20 protein-coding genes are annotated in these 19,387 nt (G+C 73.8%); 17 read left to right on the top strand and 3 right to left on the bottom strand.

The features are described from left to right. Nucleotide 1: 1 nt before the first annotated feature. The 7 genes from GA0070564_RS23205 (at nucleotide 2) to GA0070564_RS23175 (ending at nucleotide 6,395) form a co-directional block, all read left to right on the top strand. Nucleotides 2-1,507 (top strand): Na+/H+ antiporter subunit D, encoded by a 1,506-nt coding sequence (locus tag GA0070564_RS23205; RefSeq protein WP_091612621.1) that lies wholly within the window; start codon nucleotides 2-4, stop codon nucleotides 1,505-1,507. After that, entirely contained in the window at nucleotides 1,504-2,061 is a 558-nt protein-coding gene (locus GA0070564_RS23200) for a Na+/H+ antiporter subunit E (protein WP_091612618.1), read from the top strand. Before GA0070564_RS23205 ends, GA0070564_RS23200 begins: the two co-directional genes overlap by 4 nt. Then, nucleotides 2,058-2,321 carry an MrpF/PhaF family protein gene (locus GA0070564_RS23195; RefSeq protein ID WP_091612614.1) on the top strand — a complete coding sequence of 88 codons (264 nt, stop codon included), beginning with the start codon at nucleotides 2,058-2,060 and terminating at the stop codon, nucleotides 2,319-2,321. The genes GA0070564_RS23200 and GA0070564_RS23195 overlap by 4 nt, the downstream gene beginning before the upstream one ends. Continuing rightward, nucleotides 2,318-2,668, top strand: coding sequence for a monovalent cation/H(+) antiporter subunit G (gene mnhG, locus GA0070564_RS23190; RefSeq protein WP_091612611.1), 351 nt, complete (start codon nucleotides 2,318-2,320; stop codon nucleotides 2,666-2,668). Before GA0070564_RS23195 ends, mnhG begins: the two co-directional genes overlap by 4 nt. Before the next feature lie 160 nt (nucleotides 2,669-2,828). Further along, entirely contained in the window at nucleotides 2,829-4,181 is a 1,353-nt protein-coding gene (locus tag GA0070564_RS23185; protein ID WP_091612607.1) for a hemolysin family protein, read from the top strand. Continuing rightward, nucleotides 4,178-5,242 (top strand): hemolysin family protein, encoded by a 1,065-nt coding sequence (locus GA0070564_RS23180; RefSeq protein ID WP_091612604.1) that lies wholly within the window; start codon nucleotides 4,178-4,180, stop codon nucleotides 5,240-5,242. The genes GA0070564_RS23185 and GA0070564_RS23180 overlap by 4 nt, the downstream gene beginning before the upstream one ends. 223 nt (nucleotides 5,243-5,465) lie before the next feature. Further along, nucleotides 5,466-6,395, top strand: coding sequence for a sporulation protein (locus GA0070564_RS23175; RefSeq protein WP_091612601.1), 930 nt, complete (start codon nucleotides 5,466-5,468; stop codon nucleotides 6,393-6,395). A 30-nt stretch (nucleotides 6,396-6,425) separates the two neighbouring features. Here GA0070564_RS23175 and leuE read toward each other — a convergent pair whose 3' ends face one another. Beyond that, nucleotides 6,426-7,094 carry a leucine efflux protein LeuE gene (leuE, locus tag GA0070564_RS23170; RefSeq protein WP_091612598.1) on the bottom strand — a complete coding sequence of 223 codons (669 nt, stop codon included), beginning with the start codon at nucleotides 7,092-7,094 and terminating at the stop codon, nucleotides 6,426-6,428. Then, on the bottom strand, nucleotides 7,091-8,338 hold the full coding sequence (locus tag GA0070564_RS23165; protein ID WP_091612595.1) for a bifunctional pyridoxamine 5'-phosphate oxidase family protein/GNAT family N-acetyltransferase: 1,248 nt from the start codon (nucleotides 8,336-8,338) through the stop codon (nucleotides 7,091-7,093). The genes leuE and GA0070564_RS23165 overlap by 4 nt, the downstream gene beginning before the upstream one ends. A gap of 38 nt (nucleotides 8,339-8,376) precedes the next feature. Here GA0070564_RS23165 and GA0070564_RS23160 point away from each other — a divergent pair, with 38 nt between their 5' ends. Both GA0070564_RS23160 and GA0070564_RS23155 read left to right on the top strand, forming a co-directional pair. Continuing rightward, the gene (locus tag GA0070564_RS23160; protein WP_091612592.1) at nucleotides 8,377-9,714 is read left to right on the top strand and encodes an aminotransferase class I/II-fold pyridoxal phosphate-dependent enzyme; all 1,338 of its coding nucleotides are present in this window, start codon (nucleotides 8,377-8,379) and stop codon (nucleotides 9,712-9,714) included. 52 nt (nucleotides 9,715-9,766) lie between these two features. Continuing rightward, complete coding sequence (locus GA0070564_RS23155) at nucleotides 9,767-10,468, top strand: UdgX family uracil-DNA binding protein (protein WP_091612589.1); 702 nt, start codon at nucleotides 9,767-9,769, stop codon at nucleotides 10,466-10,468. Here the strand turns inward: GA0070564_RS23155 and GA0070564_RS23150 are convergent. Further along, nucleotides 10,465-10,824, bottom strand: coding sequence for a nuclear transport factor 2 family protein (locus GA0070564_RS23150; protein ID WP_091612586.1), 360 nt, complete (start codon nucleotides 10,822-10,824; stop codon nucleotides 10,465-10,467). The genes GA0070564_RS23155 and GA0070564_RS23150 overlap by 4 nt on opposite strands. A 182-nt stretch (nucleotides 10,825-11,006) precedes the next feature. Here GA0070564_RS23150 and GA0070564_RS23145 point away from each other — a divergent pair, with 182 nt between their 5' ends. The 8 genes from GA0070564_RS23145 (at nucleotide 11,007) to rny (ending at nucleotide 19,375) form a co-directional block, all read left to right on the top strand. Further along, nucleotides 11,007-11,534 (top strand): hypothetical protein, encoded by a 528-nt coding sequence (locus GA0070564_RS23145; RefSeq protein ID WP_091612584.1) that lies wholly within the window; start codon nucleotides 11,007-11,009, stop codon nucleotides 11,532-11,534. Nucleotides 11,535-11,577: 43 nt separating this feature from the next. Then, nucleotides 11,578-12,717: an acyl-CoA dehydrogenase family protein gene (locus GA0070564_RS23140; RefSeq protein ID WP_091612581.1), complete on the top strand. Its 1,140-nt coding sequence runs from the start codon at nucleotides 11,578-11,580 to the stop codon at nucleotides 12,715-12,717. A gap of 73 nt (nucleotides 12,718-12,790) precedes the next feature. Then, entirely contained in the window at nucleotides 12,791-14,089 is a 1,299-nt protein-coding gene (locus GA0070564_RS23135; RefSeq protein WP_091612577.1) for an MFS transporter, read from the top strand. Nucleotides 14,090-14,093: 4 nt separating this feature from the next. Next, entirely contained in the window at nucleotides 14,094-14,294 is a 201-nt protein-coding gene (locus GA0070564_RS23130; RefSeq protein ID WP_088970405.1) for a DUF3046 domain-containing protein, read from the top strand. Nucleotides 14,295-14,479: 185 nt separating this feature from the next. Next, entirely contained in the window at nucleotides 14,480-15,526 is a 1,047-nt protein-coding gene (gene recA, locus GA0070564_RS23125; RefSeq protein ID WP_091612573.1) for a recombinase RecA, read from the top strand. An 11-nt stretch (nucleotides 15,527-15,537) separates the two neighbouring features. Next, nucleotides 15,538-16,236: a regulatory protein RecX gene (locus tag GA0070564_RS23120; RefSeq protein WP_091612569.1), complete on the top strand. Its 699-nt coding sequence runs from the start codon at nucleotides 15,538-15,540 to the stop codon at nucleotides 16,234-16,236. Between the two features lie 45 nt (nucleotides 16,237-16,281). Further along, complete coding sequence (locus GA0070564_RS23115) at nucleotides 16,282-16,983, top strand: 3-keto-5-aminohexanoate cleavage protein (protein WP_091612564.1); 702 nt, start codon at nucleotides 16,282-16,284, stop codon at nucleotides 16,981-16,983. Nucleotides 16,984-17,608: 625 nt separating this feature from the next. Continuing rightward, entirely contained in the window at nucleotides 17,609-19,375 is a 1,767-nt protein-coding gene (rny, locus tag GA0070564_RS23110; protein WP_091612561.1) for a ribonuclease Y, read from the top strand. Nucleotides 19,376-19,387: the final 12 nt, after the last annotated feature.

The raw sequence follows: 19,387 nt of genomic DNA, 5'->3' as shown, positions 1-19,387 counted from the left end.
GATGAGCCAGCTCGTCCCGCTGCCGGTGGTGGTGCCGTTGCTGGGCGCCGCGCTGACGCTGCTGCTGGACCGGTGGCCCCGGGTCCAGCGGACGGTCAGCGTGGTCGCGCTCGGCGCCAACCTGGTCGTCGCGCTGGTGCTGCTGACCTGGGCGTACCGGCACGGGCCGGTGGTGACGCAGGTGGGCGGGTGGCCGGCGCCGGTGGGCATCGTGCTGGTCGCCGACCAGTTGGCGGCGCTGATGCTGGTGGTCTCCTCGGCGGTCACCCTCTGCGTGCTGCTCTACTCGATCGGGCAGGGCCGTGGGGAGACCAGCGAGTCGGCGCCGGTGAGCATCTACCACCCCACCTACCTGGTGCTGACCGCCGGCATCACCAACGCGTTCCTCGCCGGGGACCTGTTCAACCTCTTCGTCGGCTTCGAGATCCTGCTCGCGGCGAGCTTCGTGCTGATCACCCTGGGCGGCACCGAGGCCCGGATCCGCACCGGCTCGACGTACGTCGTGGTGGGTGTCCTGTCCTCGATGATCTTCCTGACCGCGGTGGGCCTGGTGTACGCGGCCACCGGCACCCTCAACCTGGCCCAGCTCGCCAGCCGGCTCGACGCGCTGCCGCCCGGCGTACGCCTGGGGTTGCAGTTGATGCTGCTGCTGGCCTTCGGCGTCAAGGCGGCGGTCTTCCCGGTCTCCGCCTGGTTGCCGGACAGCTACCCGACGGCGCCGGCCCCGGTGACCGCGGTCTTCGCCGGCCTGCTCACCAAGGTCGGCGTCTACGCGATCATCCGGACCGAGACGCTGCTCTTCCCCGGCGGTGAGGTCGCCGGGCTGTTGATGGTGGTGGCCGGGCTGACCATGCTGGTCGGGGTGCTCGGCGCGGTGGCCCAGTCGGACCTGAAGCGGCTCTTCTCGTTCACCCTGGTCAGCCACATCGGCTACATGATCTTCGGGGTGGCGCTGAGCACCACCGCCGCCCTCTCCGGCGCGATCTTCTACGTGGTGCACCACATCACCATCCAGACCACCCTGTTCCTGGTCGCCGGCCTGGTCGAGGAGCGGGCCGGCAGCACCGACCTGCGCAAGCTCGGCGGGCTGGCCCGGGTCGCACCGCTGCTGGCGGTGCTCTTCTTCGTGCCGGCCATGAACCTCGCCGGCATCCCGCCCTTCTCCGGCTTCCTCGGCAAGCTGGGACTGCTCCAGGCCGGCGTGGCCGTGGGCGGCGGGCTCGCCTGGGTGCTGGTGGTCGCGGGTACGGTGACCAGCCTGCTCACCCTCTACGCCGCCTCCCGGGTGTGGAACATCGCGTTCTGGCGGGCGCCCCAGCTCGCCACCGACGAACCGGTGATCCGGTTGCCCAGCCTGATGGTCGGCGCCACCGCCGCCCTGGTGGTGCTCGGCCTGACCCTGACCGTGGCCGCCGGGCCGCTGTTCCGGGTCACCGCGGACGCCGCCGCCGACCTGCGCGAACGCACCCCCTACGTGCGGGCCGTGCTGCCCGGCGGCACCCCGTGACCGCCACCGCCCGGCCCGGCCGGTACGGGCGCCGCCGTGACCAGCTCGTCGCGCTCGGCTGGCTGGTGCTGGTGTGGAACCTGCTGTGGGGGCGGTTCTCGGTGGGGAACCTGGTGGGCGGGGTGCTGGTGGGCGGGGCGGTGCTGCTGTTCTTCCCCCTGCCGCCGGTCTCCTTCGCCGGCCGGCTGCGCCCCCGGGCGCTGCTGGTGCTGGCCGGGACGTTCGTCGTCGAACTGGTCAGCGCCAGCGCGCACGTCGCCGCCATCGCCGTGCGCCCCGGCTACCGGCCGCGCGGGGCGATCATCGGGGTCCGGCTGCGGGTACGCACCGACCTCAACCTGGCGCTCACCGCCGAACTGATCTCGCTGGTCCCCGGCACGCTGATCCTGGAGGTGGACCGGGACGCCGGGATCCTCTACGTCCACGTGCTCGACGTACGTGGACCGGCCGACCTGACCGGCTCCCGCGACCGGATCCTCGCCGTCGAGGAACGCATCGTCCGGGCGGTCGGCTCGGAGGCCGAGCAGCGTCAACTCACCGGAGGCGCCCCGTGACCGTCGTCCTGGCCGTCGTGCTGACCGTGCTGCTGTCGGTCACCGCCCTGCTCGCCCTGGCCCGCATCTACCGGGGGCCGTCGCTGCTGGACCGGGTGATCGCCGCCGACCTGCTGCTGGCCACCATGCTCGGCTCGGTCGGCGCGGAGGCCGCCGTGACCGGGCACGCCACCACCCTGCCGGTGCTGGTGGTGCTCTCGCTGCTGGGCTTCGTGGGGTCGGTGGCGCTGGTCCGCTTCGCCGCCCGGGAGGAGGCGTGAGCGGTGTCCTCGACACCCTCGGCGCGGTCGCGTTGGTGGCCGGCGCGCTGCTCAGCCTCGCCGCCGGGATCGGGGTGCTGCGCTTCCCCGACGTGCTGGACCGGATGCACGCCGCCACCAAACCGCAGGTGCTGGGCGTGCTCTTCCTGCTGCTCGGGCTGGCGCTGCGGCTGCGTACCCCGGCGGACCTGGGCATGATCGCGCTGGTGGGGATCTTCCAGCTGGTCACGGCGCCGGTGGCGGCCCAGATGATCGGCCGGGCGGCGTACCGGTCGGGGCGGGTCGACCGGGAGCTGCTCGACGTCGACGAGCTGGCCGAACGCGAACCGCCTGGAGCGGGCCGATAGGGGACGAGGAGCCGCTTTGTCCCACCTTCAGCGGGCGTTCAGCGGACGCCGATAGAATTGCTGGCATGATCGACTCCTCTGCCCAGGAGGGCAGCAGTAGCCGGCCGGGTCGTGCCCGGCGCTTCCCCGCCCCGACGTCCCCGGGAGCCCTGAGCGTCCCGTGTTGATCGTCGTAGGCCTCGCCCTCATCATCGTCCTCACCGCGGCCACCGGATACTTCGTGGCCCAGGAGTTCGGTTACGTCGCGGTGGACCGCGGCAAGCTCAAGCAGTTGGCCGACGGCGGTGACCAGAAGGCCGCCCGGGCCCTGGAGGTCACCGGCCGGCTCTCCTTCATGCTCTCCGGCGCCCAGCTCGGCATCACGGTGACCGCCCTGCTGGTCGGTTACGCCGCCGAGCCGTACCTCGGCGCCGGGCTGGCCGAGCTCTTCGACGCGGCCGGTGTCTCCACCGCGGTCAGCCTCACCCTGTCGGTGGCGTTGGCCCTGATCATCGCCACGGTCGTGCAGATGGTCCTCGGTGAGCTCGCCCCGAAGAACCTGGCCATCGCCCGCGCCGTGCCGCTCGCCCGGGCGCTGGCCGGCTCCACGCTGATGTACATGAAGATCGCCGGCCCGCTGATCACCCTCTTCGACCGGGCCGCCGTGCGGCTGCTGCGCCGGCTCGGCATCGAGCCGATCGAGGAGCTGCCCAGCGGCGCCACCCCGGAGGACCTCGAACAGATCATCGCCGAGTCCCGGGAGGAGGGGCACCTCGACGCCGAGATGTCCGACCTGCTCGACCGGGGGCTCGACTTCCGGGAGCTGACCGCCGGGGAGGCCATGGTGCCCCGGGTCGACGTGCACACCGTACGCGCCGAGGACCCGGTCAGCCGGGTGGTGGACCTGCTCGACACCGGCCACTCCCGCTTCCCGGTACGCGGCACCGAAGGCGTCGACGACCTGGTCGGCGTGGTCGGCATCGCCGACGTGCTCGGCGTACCGCCGGCGCGACGGGCCACCACCCCGATCAGCGCGGTGGCCACGCCGCCGCTGCTGGTGCCGGAGACCCTGCCGCTGCCCACCGTCCTGGACCGGCTGCGCTCCGGTCACCGCCAGCTCGCCTGCGTCGTCGACGAGTACGGCGGCTTCGCCGGCGTGATCACGCTGGAGGACATCGCCGAGGAACTGGTCGGCCCGATCCGCGACGAGGACGACCCGCCCGAGCGCGCCCCCGCCCGCCAGGACGACGGCTCCTGGGTGGTGCCGGCCCGCTGGCGGATCGACGAGGTGGCGGACAGCACCGGCATCGCCCTGCCCGAGGCCCCCGAGTACGACACCCTCTCCGGGCTGGTCATGCGGGAGCTGGGCCGGGTGCCGGAGGTCGGGGACCGGCTGGAGATCGAGCTGGCCGCCGACGGTGACGAGGCCGGCAGGGCGCTGGTCGAGGTGCTCGCGGTGGACCGGCACGTGGCCGACTCCGTACGGCTGCGGACCACCGCCGGCGCCCGCCGCGGAGAGGAGGAGGCGGCATGAGCCCCGGTGTGGCACTGCTGGTCTCCGTCCTGCTGCTCGCCCTCAACGGCTTCTTCGTGGCCGCCGAGTTCGCCCTCGTCGCGTCCAAGCGCTACCGCCTGGAACAGGCGGCGGCCGGTGGCGGCCGGGCGGCGCGGGCCGCGCTGGACGGCGTACGCGAGCTGTCCCTGATGCTGGCCGGCGCGCAGCTCGGCATCACGCTCTGCACGCTGGGCCTGGGTGCGCTCGCCGAGCCGGCGATCGAGCACCTGCTCAGCCCGGTGCTGCACGCGGTCGGGCTGCCCACCGCGGCCAGTCACGTGGTGGCGCTGGTGTTCGCGCTCGGCCTGGTCACCTTCCTGCACCTGGTGGTCGGGGAGATGGCCCCGAAGTCGTGGGCGATCACCGACGCGGAACGGTCGGCGACCCTCCTGGCGCTGCCCTTCCGGGCCTTCGCCCGGGTGGCCCGCCCGGTGCTGTCCGCGCTCAACGCCCTGGCCAACGGCATGCTGCGGCTGGTCGGGGTGCAGCAGCAGGACCAGCTCGCCCAGGTGCACGGCCCGAGTGAGCTGCGCATCCTGCTGGAACAGTCCCGCGAGCACGGCCTGCTCGAGGCCGGGCAGCACCAGATGCTGACCAGCATGCTGGAGTTGCAGGGCACCACCGTCGCCCAGGTGATGGAACCGTTCGACCGGATCGTCACGGTCGGCCGGCACGACCCGGCCGAACGGGTCGAGCAGGTGTCCCGGGACAGCGGCCGGTCCCGGCTCGCGGTCCTCGACCCGAGCGGCGAGGTCTGCGGCCTGGTCCACGTACGCGAGGCGGTCCGGGCGGTCACCACCGGCCGGACGGCCACCGCGGGGGATCTGATGTCTCCGTCGTTCACCCTCCCGGCGACCTCCTCGGTCACCGAGGCGGTGGCCGCGATGCGGGCCCGGCAGTCCCAACTGGCCCTGGTCCGCAACGGCGGCGGTCCCACCCGCCCGATCGGTTTCGTCGCGCTGGAGGACCTGCTGGAAGAGGTCATCGGCGAGTTCGACGACGAGACCGACCCGGTCCCGCGCGGCCGACGCCTCCGCTGACCCGACCCGCGTCCGACCTGACCCGCACCGCCCGCCGCCTGCCGCACCGGTCATCCCGTGCGGCAGGCGGCGGCCCGGCCCCGTCGTGCCGCGGCCCCACGAGCCCGTCCTTCGGCGGGTGGTGCCGTTGCGCGAGGGCCGTGGGGCGGGTTCGGAACCGGCGCGGCCGGGAAAGCGGCCCGTCGACGACCGGACCGGGGCGACGGGGACGGGGGAGCGGAGGATGCGGCTGACCGGGGTGGATCGCGGGGCCGGCTGGTCCGGGCTCACGGTGCGGACCACCCTGACCAACCCGAGCACCGGGCCGGGGCTGCGCCTGCCCGGCCGGGTGACGCTCGCCGCCGGGCCCGACGACGTCCCGATCCGGGACCTGCTGTTGGGACTGGTCACCCAGGTCGAGCCGGCCGACCCGGGGAAGCCGAAGCAGCTGGTCCAGTTCCACGAGGTGCCGATCGGCGGCCGGTTCGTGGTGCCGGCCGGGCGGCGGCGGGCGGTGGACTTCGCGATCCCGCTGCCCTGGGAGACCCCGGTGACGATCTTCGGCGGGGTGCCGTTGCTGAGCCTGCGCACGGGGTTGCGGACCGTGGTCCGGGTCGATCCGGAGCACGAGCAGGGGGCGATGGTGCCGGTCTTCGTCCATCCGCTCCCCACCCAGCAGCACATCCTGGCGGCCCTGGACACCCTCGGCTTCGTCATGCGGCAGGCCGGATTCCAGCAGGGGCGGCTCCCCGGCGTGCAGCAGAGCCTGCCGATGCACCAACGGCTGGGTTACTGGGTGGCGCCGCTCTACGCCGGTCCGATCACCGAGCTGGAGGTGATCTTCGTGACGAACTCGGCCGGTCTGGAGGTGCTCCTCTGGTGCGACCGGCGGCAGTCCCTCGCCGGGATCAGCCACCAGAGCGTGAGCCGGTTCCGGGTCTGGCACGCCGGCGCCGACCAGCGGGACTGGGTGTCCGTGCTGGACAGCTGGCTGCGCCAGGCGATCAACCGGCACGCTGCTGCGGCCGCACACGCCGACTGGTCGGCCCGGATCACCGAGTCCGCCCACGTCAGCCGCCGGCCCGACGAGCCGGTCCGCCCCGGCTACGGGCTGGGCGGCACGGCCGGCGGAGGCGGCATCGGCGGCGGCGGGGGCGGCGGCGACGGCACCTGAGCGCCGCCGGCCGCGCTGCCGCCCGCCAGGTCAGATCGAGGCGGTGGCCAGCTTGATGCTGAACCCGAGGAAGAGCGCGGCGATCGCCGTGGTGCCACCGGCGGCGAGCCGGCGGCGCCGGCGGAACTGGGCGGCCAGGAACGTGCCGGCGAAGATCAGCGCGGTCAGGTAGAGCGCGCTGGTCACCTGCACGATCAACCCGAGCAGCAGGAACGACAGCGCCGGCCAGGCGTAGCCGGGGTCGACGAACTGGATGAAGAACGAGATGAAGAACAGGATCGCCTTCGGGTTGAGCAGGCTGATCACCAGCGCCTTGCGGAACGGGCTGCGCATCGCCGCCGGCTCCGCCGCGTCGATCAGCCGCGGCGTCGCCGGATCGTTCCGGTCCCGCCAGCGCCGCCACGCGCCGCGCAGCATCGTCAACCCCACATAGCCGAGGTACGCCGCACCGGCGTACTTGACCAGCAGGAACAGCGGAGGGTACGCCCGCAGCAGGGAGGCGACCCCGACGGCGGAGAGGAACATCAGCACCCCGTCGCCGACGAAGACGCCGCAGGCCGCCCGGTAGCCCGTGCCCACCCCCCGCTTGGCGGCCGTGGAGAGCACGAAGAGGGAGTTCGGACCGGGCAGCAGCACGATGGCCACGGTCCCCAGCAGGTACGTCCAGATGTCGGTGATGCCCAGCACGCCGGCCATCATGACCCGACGGGGGTCGCCGGGCGAAGTCGTTCCCGCAGCCTGGCCTGTGCTTCTGGCCACTCGTCGGCGAGCATCGAATAGAGCGCCGACTCCCGCCACGTGCCGTCGGCCCGCCGCCGGTTGGCCCGCAGCGTCCCCTCCCGGGTGGCACCGAGCCGCTCGATGGCCCGCCGGGACCGCTCGTTGTGCACGTTGGTCTGCCAGGTCACCCGGACCGCGTCCAGCTCGTCGAAGGCGCGGGTGAGCAGCAGCAGCTTCGCCTCGGTGTTGATACCGCTGCGCCACCAGGGCCGACCGAGCTGGGTGTAGCCGATCTCCACCGTGCGCAGGTCGTCGTCGGGTTGATAGTAGGAGGTGGTGCCCACCACCGCCCCGGTTGTCGCGCAGCGCTGCACCCAGGGAACCCGTACGCCCCGCCGGTGGTCGGCCAGGGCGGCCCGGATCGCGGCGGCGACCTGCGGCACCCCGTCGGGGCGGGGACTGCCGACGTACCGCCACACCTCCGCGTCGTCGAGGGCGGCGTACAGCTCCTCGGCGTGGTGCTCCGCCAGCGGCTCCAGCAGCACGTGCTCGCCGCGCAGCACCACCGGCTCCAACCAGGGCGAGCGGACCGGCCGCAGGTATGCCGGGACCGGCGCGGTGACCCCGGTGTCCGGCTCGGGCGGTCCGGCGGTCACCCGCAGCGGCAGCACCCCCGCCCAGTAGGGCAGGTCGAGGTCGGCCGGCTCGTCGCGTACGCCGCCGGTGCGGGTGCGGACCGACACCTCGCGCAGCGGCAGCGCCAGCACGGCGGTCTCGGCGAGCTCCCGCCGGCTGGGTGGGCGGCTGTCGGCGGCCCGCCCGGTGGCGGCCTTCTCCACCAGTGCGGTCATCGCGGTCAGCTTCTCGCGTTCGTCGGTGACCAGTCGGGCGGTGCCGTGCGCGACCACCGACCGGTAGTTGGCGCTGTGGTGGAACTGGGAGCGGCCGAAGATCAGGCCGTCGAGGTGGGTCACGGCCACGCAGACGGGCAGCCCGGCGTCGCCGCGGGCGGCCAGCAGCGGCCGGCTGCCGGTGGAGCCGTGCAGGTAGAGGGTGTCGTCGACGCGGACGTGCAGGGTGGGCAGCACTCGCGGCTCACCGTCCACCACGAACCCGAGGGCGCAGTGGTAGGCCTCGTCGAGCACCGCGTGGGCGGCGGCCCGGTCGTAGCTCATCCGGTCGCGGGTGCGGGTGGCGGTGGTCCGTTCGGTGCGGGGGTACATGCGACATCCCACCTTTGTTCTAGTACAATCTCGTGACTGTGGCAGCACATTATCAGATCGTCGGGGCGACGTCGGCCCAGATTTCGGCCAGCGTGGAGACGGGTGTCCGCACCGGCGCCCTGCCGCCCGGGGCCGCCCTGCCGGCCGTCCGCGCCCTCGCGGCCGAGCTGGCGGTCAGCCCCGCCACCGTCGCGAAGGCGTACCAGGAACTGCGGCTGCGGGGTCTGGTCGCCACCGCCGGTCGGCACGGCACCCGGGTGCGGCCCCGGCCACCGGTGGCCGCCGCCCGCTCGGCGCTGCGCCCGGCGCCCGCGCCCGGGGTCCGCGACCTGTCCCGGGGCGAACCCGACCCGCGGCTGCTGCCGCCGCTCGGCCCGCACCTGGCCACCCTGGCCGCCGAGATCGGCCCACCGGCCGGCTACGCCGCGGCCGCGGTGCTGCCGGGGTTCGCCGCGGCGGCCCGGGAGCGTCTCGCCGCCGACGGCGTGCCGGCCGCCGAGCTGACCGTCACCTCCGGCGCGCTGGACGGCATCGAACGGCTGCTCACCGCCCACCTGCGCCCCGGCGACCCGGTCGCCCTCGAGGACCCGGGCTGGGCCAACCTGCTCGACCTGGTCGCCGCGCTGGGGCTGCGCCCGGTCGCCGTGCCCGTCGACGAGCGGGGGCCGACCGAGAGCGGGGTGCGCGACGCCCTGTCCCTCGGCGCCCGCGCCCTGATCGTGACCGCCCGCGCGCAGAACCCGACCGGCGCGGCGGTCTCCGCCGACCGGGCCGCCGCGCTGCGCTCCCTGCTCGCCGGTCGTGACCTGCTGCTGATCGAGGACGACCACGCCGCCGAGCTGGCCCGCGTACCGTTGCACCCGCTTGCCGGGGCGACCGCGACCTGGGCGTTCGTCCGGTCGGTGAGCAAGCCCTACGGGCCGGACCTACGGTTGGCCGTGCTGGCCGGCGACGAGGCGACCGTCGCCCGGATCGCCGGGCGGGCCCGGACCGGCGCCGGCTGGGTCTCCACCGTGCTGCAACGCCTGGTCCTCGCCCTCTGGCAGGACCCGGCCGTCACCGAGCTGGTGGGCCGGGCGGGGGAGAGCTACGAGCGGCGACGGTCGGCGCTGCTGGCCGCGCTGGCCGCGCGGGGGCTGCCCGCCCAGGGCCGCTCCGGGATCAACGTCTGGCTGCCGGTGCCGGACGAGACCAGCGCCGTCACCGCGCTGCGCGACGCCGGCTGGGCGGTCGCTCCCGGTGCCCTGTTCCGGTTCGGCGCCCCGCCCGGGCTGCGGATCACCGTGAGCGCCCTGGACGACGCCGACGTGCCGCCGCTGGCCGACGCGCTGGCCCGCGCGGTGCGCCCGGCCGTGCACGGTGGCTTCACCGCCTGACCGGGCGCGGCGCGGTCGCGTGAGAGCCGCCCGGCGGGGTAGAACGATCCGCATGGCCGAGACCGAGAGCGCACCCGGTGCCCAGCAGTTCATCCCGCCGCAGGCCGACACGATCGACGAGCTGCGCGCCGCGGCCACCGGCTGCCAGGGCTGCGAGCTCTACCGGGACGCCTCACAGACGGTCTTCGGCCGGGGTGACGAGAGCGCCCGGCTGGTCCTCGTCGGCGAGCAGCCCGGCGACATGGAGGACCAGAAGGGACTGCCGTTCGTCGGACCGGCGGGTCGGCTGCTGCGCCGGGCGGTGGACGACGCCGGCATCGACCCAGGCCACCTCTACTTGACCAACGCCGTGAAGCACTTCCGCTTCGAGTTGCGCGGCAAGCGCCGCATCCACCAGACCCCGGACCGGGTGCACATCACCGCCTGCCGGCCCTGGCTGGTCGCCGAGTTCGCCCGGCTGCACCCCGAGGTGGTGGTGGTGCTCGGGGCGACCGCCGCGAAGGCGCTGCTCGGCCCGGCGTTCCGGGTGACCCGGCAGCGCGGCGAGCTGCTGCCGTGGCCGGCGTCGGCCCAGCACCCCGAGGACTTCACCCGGGTTCCGGTGGACAACGCCGGCCGGGTGGTTGACGCCCCGGCCGCCCGGCTGCTCGCCACCATCCACCCGTCGGCGGTGCTGCGCGCCGACGACCAGGACAAGGCGTACGAGGGGCTGGTGGCCGACCTGACCGTGGTGGCCCGGGCCCTGGCGGGCTAGCCGTCGACGACGGTGATCTTGCCGAACACGTCCTTGGCGACGATCCGGTCGTCGCGTACCCGGTAGACGTCGAGCCCGCGCAGGACGGTGCCGTCACCGGCCGGCGCCCACGCCCACTCGCAGACCGCCCGGTCGCCCGCCGCCCACACCGGACCCAGGAGCGGACCCTCGCCCGGACCGAGCTGATCGGCGAAGGCCGCCGTGACCGCCTCCCGGCCGCGGACGGTGTCCGCCGGCCCGTCCCAGGCGTTCGGACAGTACGTCACGTCGTTGGCCAGGCACGCCGACACGGCCGCCAGGTCACCCCGCCGCCAGGCGGCGTTGAACCGCTCGACAAGTCCCCGTGCATCCGTCATGGGCCGCACCGTAGCCGACTCGTCCGGTCGTCGATGTCCCTGACCGCCCCACCTGGCGACCCTCTACAAGGGATTGCCGGTGGGTTGCCGTGGGTAAGGCCCGACCGTCGTCCGGTCCTCGGCAGTACGTCGGTCGTGCCGCCGCCGGGTCGTCCGCAGTCCGTCCCCGGGGAAGCCGCCACATGTCCGACGATCGTCCCACCCGCCGCCACGCCTACGACCGGCTGCCGAACCTGGCGATGTTCGCCCTGCTCTGGCCGGTGCTGACCGTGGTCGTCGCGCTGCCGATGCGGTGGCTCTTCGACCGCTCCGAGCCGTTCGAGGAGGCGCTGCTCAGCGCCGCCCAGAGTGGCGTCTGGCTCGGCCCGGTGCTGGCGTTCTCCCGCCGGGTGAACACCGACCGGCGACGGGCCCTGGACCCGGACGGCGCGGCGCTGCGGGACGCCCTCCGGCAGGGTGAACCCCCGGCCGACGAGCGCCTGCGGGCCGCGCTGCCGGCGTACCTGCGGGGGCAGCGGCGAGCCACCCTGCTGGGGTTGGTGGTGATCCTGGCCTGCTGCGCGGGTCTGATCCTGCTGGCCGCCGCCACGAAGATCGACTGGTACTGGGCCGTGGTCTACGGCCTGGTCGCGGTCGTCTCGGCCGTCGTCGCCGTGCGCACGCTGACCCGGGTACGCCGGTTGGACCGCCAGCTGCGCAACTACCCGTGATCGCCCCTGGGCAGCGCGACGCAGCGGTGCCACACTGGCCCGCATGGAACAGCATCTCTACGAGCCCGTGCACGAGGAGTTCCGCGACCTGTGCCGGGAGTTCCTGGCCCGTGAGGCGGTCCCGCACCACGAGCGCTGGGAGGCCGACGGAATCGTCGACCGGGAGGTGTGGCGAAAGGCCGGCGCCGCAGGACTGCTCGGCATGGACGTGGACACCGACCACGGTGGCGGCGGTCAGCGCGACTTCCGGTTCAACGCGGTGCTGGACGAGGAGATCGTCGGCTCGGGGTGCTCGGGGCTCGGCTTCGGCCTGCACAACGACGTGGTCGCGCCGTACCTGACCGAGCTGGCCACCGAGGATCAGCGCAAGCGCTGGCTGCCCGGCTTCTGCTCCGGTGACCTGGTCACCGCGATCGCGATGAGCGAGCCGGGAGCCGGCAGCGACCTGGCCGGCATCCGCACCAGCGCCGTGCGCGACGGGGACTCGCTGGTGCTCAACGGCCAGAAGACGTTCATCACCAACGGCGAGCTGGCCGACCTGGTGATCGTGGTGGTCCGCACCTCCGACCAGGGCGCGCACGGGGTCAGCCTGGTCGCGGTGGAGACCGGCACGCCCGGCTTCACCCGGGGCCGGCGGCTGGCGAAGGTGGGGTTGAAGGCCAACGACACCGCCGAGCTGTTCTTCGACGACTGCCGGGTGCCGGCGGAGAACCTGATCGGCGCCGAGAACCACGGTTTCTACCACCTGATGGCGAACCTGCCCCGGGAGCGGCTGAGCATCGCCGTCGCCGCGGTCGCCGCCGCGGAGAAGCTGCTCGCGATCACCCTGGACTACGCCCGCTCCCGGGAGGCGTTCGGCCGGCCGATCGGGAGGTTCCAGCACAACCGCTTCCTCCTGGCCGAGCTGGACACCGAGGTCACCATCGCGCGGACCTTCGTCAACCACTGCGTCGCCGAGTTCAACGCCGGCCGGCTCTCGGTCACCGACGCCGCCAAGGCCAAGTGGTGGACCACCGAGTTGCAGAACAAGGTCGCCGACCGGTGCCTCCAGCTGCACGGTGGCTACGGCTTCATGCTGGAGTATCCGGTGGCCAAGGCGTGGCTGGACGGTCGGGTGCAGACAATCTACGGCGGCACCACCGAGATCATGAAGGAGATCATCGGCCGGGGGCTGGGCCTCTGACGAACCGGGGTGCCGGCGGACGGGCGGTTGCGCAAGGATGGGGCGGCGTACCGCCCCTTACCGAGGAGCCCCGATGGCCACCGACCTGACCGCTGCGGCACCCACCCGGCCCGACGTCGCGTCGATCCAGCGCCGGACGCTGCGACTGCTCTTCGGCACCCAGATCATCGGCGGCATCGGGGTGACCATCGGCATCGCCGTCGGCGCGCTGTTGGCCGCCCGGATCGCCGGCACCGCCGTCGCCGGCCTGGCGCAGAGCGCCGGGGTGGTCGGTGCGGCACTGCTCGCCATACCGGTCACCCGGATCATGACCGGGCACGGCCGCCGGCCGGGCCTGGTGTTCGCGTACCTGGTGGGGGCGGCCGGTGGGGTGCTGGTGGTGGTCGCCGCGGCCACCCGGTGGGTGCCGCTGCTCTTCCTCGGCATGCTGCTCTTCGGCGGCGGCACCGCGGCCAACCTCCAGGCCCGCTACACGGCGGTGGACCTCGCCGAGCCGGCCCGCCGGGGGCGACAGCTCTCCGTGATCGTCTGGGCCACCACGATCGGCGCGGTGGCGGCGCCGAACTTCGCCGCGCTCGCCGACCGCACCACCCACCGGTGGGGGCTGCCCACCCTGGCCGGCCCGTTCGCCTTCAGCGCCGCGGCGTTCCTGCTGGCGGCGGTCGTACTCCTGGTGCTGTTGCGGCCGGACCCGCTGCTCACCGCGCGCCGGCTGGCGGCGGCCGGCCCGGTCGCCGCGCCGGCCACGTCCGCCCGGCGCGGCGCCGGGATGCGCGCGGCCTGGCAGGTGGTACGCGAGCGCCCGGCCGCCCGGCTCGGCATCGCCGCCGTGGCGGTCGGTCACCTGGTGATGGTCGCGGTGATGTCGATGACCCCGGTACGCCTCGGCGAGTACCACGCCGACGCGGACGTGCTGCGGGTGGTCGGCATCGTGCTCAGCGTGCACATCGCCGGCATGTACGCGTTCTCCCCGGTGGTGGGCTGGCTGACCGACCGGCTCGGCCGGCGGGCGGTGATCCTCGGCGGGGTGGGCGTGCTGCTGGCCGCCTGCGCGGTCGCCGGCACGGCCGGGCACCACACGCCGGGCCTCTCGGTCGGGCTGGCCCTGCTCGGCCTGGGCTGGTCGGGGACCATGGTGGCCGGCTCGACGCTGCTGTCGGAGTCGGTGCCGACCGACGTGCGGCCCAGCGTGCAGGGCCTCTCCGACCTGACCATGGGGCTGGCCGGGGCCGGCGCCGCGGCGCTGAGCGGCTTTGTGATGCGGGTGACCGATTATCCGACCCTGACCCTGCTCGCCGCGATCGCGACGGTGCCGCTGGTGGCGCTAGCGTTGCGTCGGGTGCCCGTCCGGGTGCCCGACGAGGAGGAGTGATCACGTGCGGCTGACCGACTTCTGGGCTCGCCTGGAGGAGGCGTTCGGGCCGGGGTACGCGGCCAGCATCGCCCGTGACCAGGTCCTCTCCCAGTTGGGCGGACGGACCATCGAGCAGGCGCTGAGCTCGGGTGAGCAGACCCACGTCGTCTGGCGGGCGGTGGTCGCCGCCTATCCCGACCGGGTGCCCGCGCGGCTGCGCTGAGCAGCCTTTCCGGCCCGTCCGCGTGTCACTTGCCGAGTCGTACAGGTGTTCGGCTATTGTCCACAGCGGGGTGCTCGTCCACAGCTCGCGGCCCGTCGGCTGGTTTTCTGTCGGACCCAGCGCCTAGCGTGTCCCGCGTGACGCGAAGCTCAGGAAAGACGCCGGCGAAGGCAGGGGTGGCAAACATGGCCGCAGGGCCCGACCGGGAGAAGGCACTCGACCTTGCTCTCGCACAGATCGACAAGCAGTTCGGCAAGGGTTCGGTGATGCGGCTGGGGGAGCGGCCGGTCGTCCAGACCTCGGTCATCCCGACCGGCTCCATCGCCCTCGACGTGGCGCTGGGCGTGGGCGGGCTGCCCCGGGGCCGGGTCGTCGAGATCTACGGCCCCGAGTCCAGCGGTAAGACCACGGTCGCGCTGCACGCGGTGGCCAACGCGCAGCGGGCCGGCGGCATCGCCGCCTTCGTCGACGCCGAGCACGCGCTCGACCCGGACTACGCGAAGGCCCTCGGCGTCGACACCGACGCCCTGCTGGTCTCCCAGCCGGACACCGGCGAGCAGGCGCTGGAGATCACCGACATGCTGGTCCGCTCCGGCGCGATCGACATCATCGTGATCGACTCGGTGGCCGCCCTGGTGCCGCGCGCCGAGATCGAGGGTGAGATGGGCGACAGCCACGTCGGCCTCCAGGCCCGGCTGATGAGCCAGGCGCTGCGGAAGATCACCGGTGTGCTCAACAACACCGGCACCACGGCGATCTTCATCAACCAGCTCCGCGAGAAGATCGGCGTGATGTTCGGCAGCCCGGAGACCACCACCGGTGGCCGGGCGCTGAAGTTCTACGCCTCGGTCCGGCTCGACGTGCGTCGCATCGAGAGCCTCAAGGACGGCACCGACGTGGTCGGTAACCGCACCCGGGTCAAGGTCGTGAAGAACAAGGTCGCCGCGCCGTTCAAGCAGGCCGAGTTCGACATCATGTACGGCAAGGGCATCTCCCGCGAGGGCTCGCTGATCGACGTCGGCGTCGAGCAGGCGATCATCCGCAAGTCCGGTGCGTGGTACACCTACGACGGCGACCAGCTGGGCCAGGGCAAGGAGAAGGCCCGCGAGTTCCTCAAGGAGAACCCGGACGTCGCGGCCGAGATCGAGAAGAAGATCCTGGAGAAGCTCGGCGTCGGGGTCGGTGCGGGCGACGCCGCCGGTGGCCCGGAGCTGCCGCCGGTCGACTTCTGATCCGCTGAGTCGTGGCAGGACGACGCGCCCGTACGGGGCGGGGCTGGGATGCCAGCCCGCCCCGCACGGGTGACGCCAACGACGCGCCCCGCCCTCGACGCGGACGCCGCGCCCGGTCCGGGGAGGCCGACCCGGAGGTGACTCCGGCTCCGCCCCGGGACGAGGCCGAGGTGGCCCGGGAGATCTGCCTGCGGCAGCTGGCGGTCCGTCCGCGTACCCGGGCGGAGCTGGCCGGGGCGTTGGCCAAGCGGGGCATCTCCGACGAGGTGGCCGCGCAGGTCCTCGACCGGTACGACGAGGTCGGCATCATCGACGACGCCGCCTTTGCCCGGGCCTGGGTCTCCAGCCGGCACACCGGCCGCGGGCTGGCCCGGCGAGCCCTGGCCAACGAGTTGCGCCAGCGTGGGGTGGACGGCGAGGTGGCCAGCGAGGCGCTGGGCGAGCTGGACGAGGAGACCGAGGCCGAGACCGCCCGCGCGTTGGTCGAGCGGAAGCTGCGGTCCGCCCGGGGCGAGCCCGACGCGGTCTTCCGGCGGCTGGTCGGCATGCTGGCCCGCAAGGGTTACCCGCCGGGTGTGGCGATCCGCGCGGTGAAGGACGCCCTCGCCGCGCAGAGCGCGGAGGCGGCCGAGTTCGCCGACCGGATCGACGCCGACGCGCTCGCCGACGCGGAGGGCGAGTTGGACCGCGACACCCGCCCCCTGGACTGAGGTGGTCGCCGCCGACCGTCGGGCGGTTCGGGTGATGATGGGCCGGTGCTGAAAGCCTGTCTCAACGGCGGCCGCGGCCGCGACGAACATTCCGCGGTGCCGCTCACTCCGGCGGAACTGGCCGCCGACGCCGCGAGGTGCGCCGCGGCCGGTGCCGCGGCGGTACATGTCCATCCGCGTGACGCCACCGGAGCCGAGTCCCTCGAACCGGAGCCGGTGGCCGCGGCGGTCACCGCGATCCGGGCGGCCCGGCCCGGCCTGCCGGTCGGGGTGAGCACCGGATCCTGGATCGAGGAGGATCCGGTCAGCCGGGTCGCCACGGTGCGCGCCTGGACGGTGCTGCCCGACTTCGCCTCGGTCAACGTCCACGAGGAGGGCGCCGAGGCGGTCGCCCGGGCACTGCACGAGCGCGGTGTCGGGGTGGAGGCGGGGCTCTGGACGCCGGCGGCGGTCGAGGGGTACCGGCGGTGGCGGGTGCCGGTCGTCCGGCTGCTGATCGAGTGCATGACCCAGGACCGGGAGCGGGCCCTGGCCGACGCGGCGGCGATGCTGGACCTGGTGCCGTCCGGCGTGCAGGTGCTGCTGCACGCGGAGGGCGCGGCGGTGTGGCCGGTGCTCGCCGAGGCGGTAGGCCGGGGACTGGCCACCCGGATCGGCCTGGAGGACACCGTGCGGCTGCCCGACGGGTCGCCCGCCCCCGACAACGCCGCCCTGGTGCGGGCCGCCCGCGGCCTCGGCGCCCGCTGACCACCACCCGGCCGGGCGACCCGCCGGGCCGGCCCGGCATCCGTCCACTCCTCCCGGCGGCCCGGTCCGGCCGCAGCCACCGCACCGGCAGTCACCGCACCGGACCCGCCGCACACCTCGGGTCGCGGTGAATGTCCGCTGGTGTCCGGCCCGCGATCAGCGGTGGGTGACGTGACAAATTCTCTCCGTTCGGGGGGTTTGATCATGAGTCCTTGACCGAACCGCCTTCGGAGACCTAGCCTCGCCTTACAGGCTCACATTGCCCGACCAGCGCAGGCTAAGCGCACAACATAGATCTCGTAACAGAACAGCATCACTTTCGACCGGCGCCCCTCGCCGGTCGCTGGCGACGGCTCCGGACTGGCCGGTCCGGCGCTGACGGATAACTGCATCCGGCCACTGGTGGCGTCCGAGTGGACGTCGCCGGTGGAGACCTACCCACGGCCAGCCGCTCCGGTCGGGCGTCCACAGCCGCAGGGTGCGTGCCATCGGCACGGTCGCTGCGGCCCCGACGTTCAGGGGAGGCGGCCATGGCGGGTCGGCAGAGGTTCACCGGTGGTCCCCCACGAGGTGTCCGTACCGACGCGGCGGCACCGGCCCGCACCACGGCACCACGGACCGGCGCATGAACGCCTTCGACGTGGTGATCCTGGCGGTCGTGCTGGTGCTGGCGGTCGTCGTGGTCGGCGCGGTGCTGCTCGGGGTGCGGACCATGCGCCGGATCAGCGCGGCGCCGGCACCCGAGGACCCGGCCTTCATCGCCGAGAAGGACCGCCAGGAACAGTCCCTCGCCGCCCTGCGCACCGCCGCCGACGAGGTCAACAGCACCATCGACGTGGCGAAGTCGGCCGCCGCGGCGGCGCGTACCGAGGCGGCGGCCGGGAAGGCCGAGGCGAAGGCGGCCCGGGCGGAGGCCCGCCGGGTCCTCGACGACGCCCGCGCCGAGGCGGACACCATCCTGGAGCGGGCCCACAAGCAGGCCGAGGCGGACGCCGAGCAGCTGCGCACCACCGCCCGGCGCAGCGGCGAACGGGAGGTCGCCGTCCTCGCCGCGACGACCCGGGAGCAGGCCGCCGAGGTGGAGCGCCGGGCGGCCCGGATGGACGAGCGGGAGCGGCTGCACACCGAGGAGGTGGAGCGGCTCGCCGAGCGGGAACGGCAGCTCACCGCCGCCAGCGCCGCCCTCGCGGCCCGGGAGTCCGCCCTGGTGGAGCGGGAGCAGGCGGTCGCCGAGGCGGAGGAGCAGCGGCGACGTGAGCTGGAACGGGTGGCCGGGCTGACCGCCGACTCGGCCCGCACCGAGCTGATCGAGGCGATCGAGACGCAGGCCAAGCGGGAGGCCGCGCTGCTGGTCCGGGACATCGAGTCCGACGCCCGCAGCACCGCCGAGCAGCGCGCCCGGCACATCGTGGTGGACGCCATCCAGCGGGTGGCCAGCGAGCAGACCGCGGAGAGCGTGGTCAGCGTGCTGCACCTGCCCGGCGACGAGATGAAGGGCCGGATCATCGGCCGGGAGGGGCGCAACATCCGCGCCTTCGAGTCGGTGACCGGGGTCAACCTGATCATCGACGACACCCCCGAGGCGGTGCTGCTCTCCTGCTTCGACCCGGTCCGCCGGGAGGTCGGCCGGCTGACCCTGGAGAAGCTGGTCCTCGACGGGCGGATCCACCCGCACCGGATCGAGGAGGTGCACGACCTGGCCCGCCAGGAGGTGGAGGAGCTCTGCCACCGGGCCGCCGAGGACGCGCTGGTCGAGGTGGGCATCACCGAGATCCACCCGGAGCTGGTCACCTACCTGGGCCGGCTGCGCTACCGCACCTCGTACGGGCAGAACGTGCTCAAGCACCTGGTGGAGACCGCGCACATCGCCGGGATCATGGCCGCCGAGCTGCGGCTGGACGTGCCGACGATCAAGCGGTCGGCGTTCCTGCACGACATCGGCAAGGCGCTCACCCACGAGGTGGAGGGCAGCCACGCGATCATCGGCGCCGACCTGGCCCGCAAGTACGGCGAGAGTGAGGACGTGGTGCACGCCATCGAGGCGCACCACAACGAGGTGCCGCCGCAGACCATCGAGGCCGTCCTCACCCAGGCCTCCGACGCCTGCTCCGGTGGGCGTCCGGGGGCGCGGCGGGAGAGCCTCGAGGCGTACGTCAAGCGGCTGGAGCGGATCGAGGAGATCGCGGCCGGCAAGCTCGGCGTGGAGAAGGTCTTCGCCATGCAGGCGGGCCGGGAGATCCGGGTGATGGTCAAGCCCGACGACGTCGACGACATCGGGGCCGCGGTGCTGGCCCGGGACGTGGCCAAGCAGATCGAGGAGGAGCTGACCTATCCCGGTCAGATCCGGGTGACCGTGGTCCGCGAGTCGCGGGTCACCGAGATCGCCCGCTGAACGACAGCGAGA

Origin of the sequence: Micromonospora mirobrigensis, from assembly GCF_900091555.1 — a bacterium.
GTDB classification, from domain to species: domain Bacteria; phylum Actinomycetota; class Actinomycetes; order Mycobacteriales; family Micromonosporaceae; genus Micromonospora; species Micromonospora mirobrigensis.
This window is presented reverse-complemented; position numbering and strand designations above follow the sequence as displayed.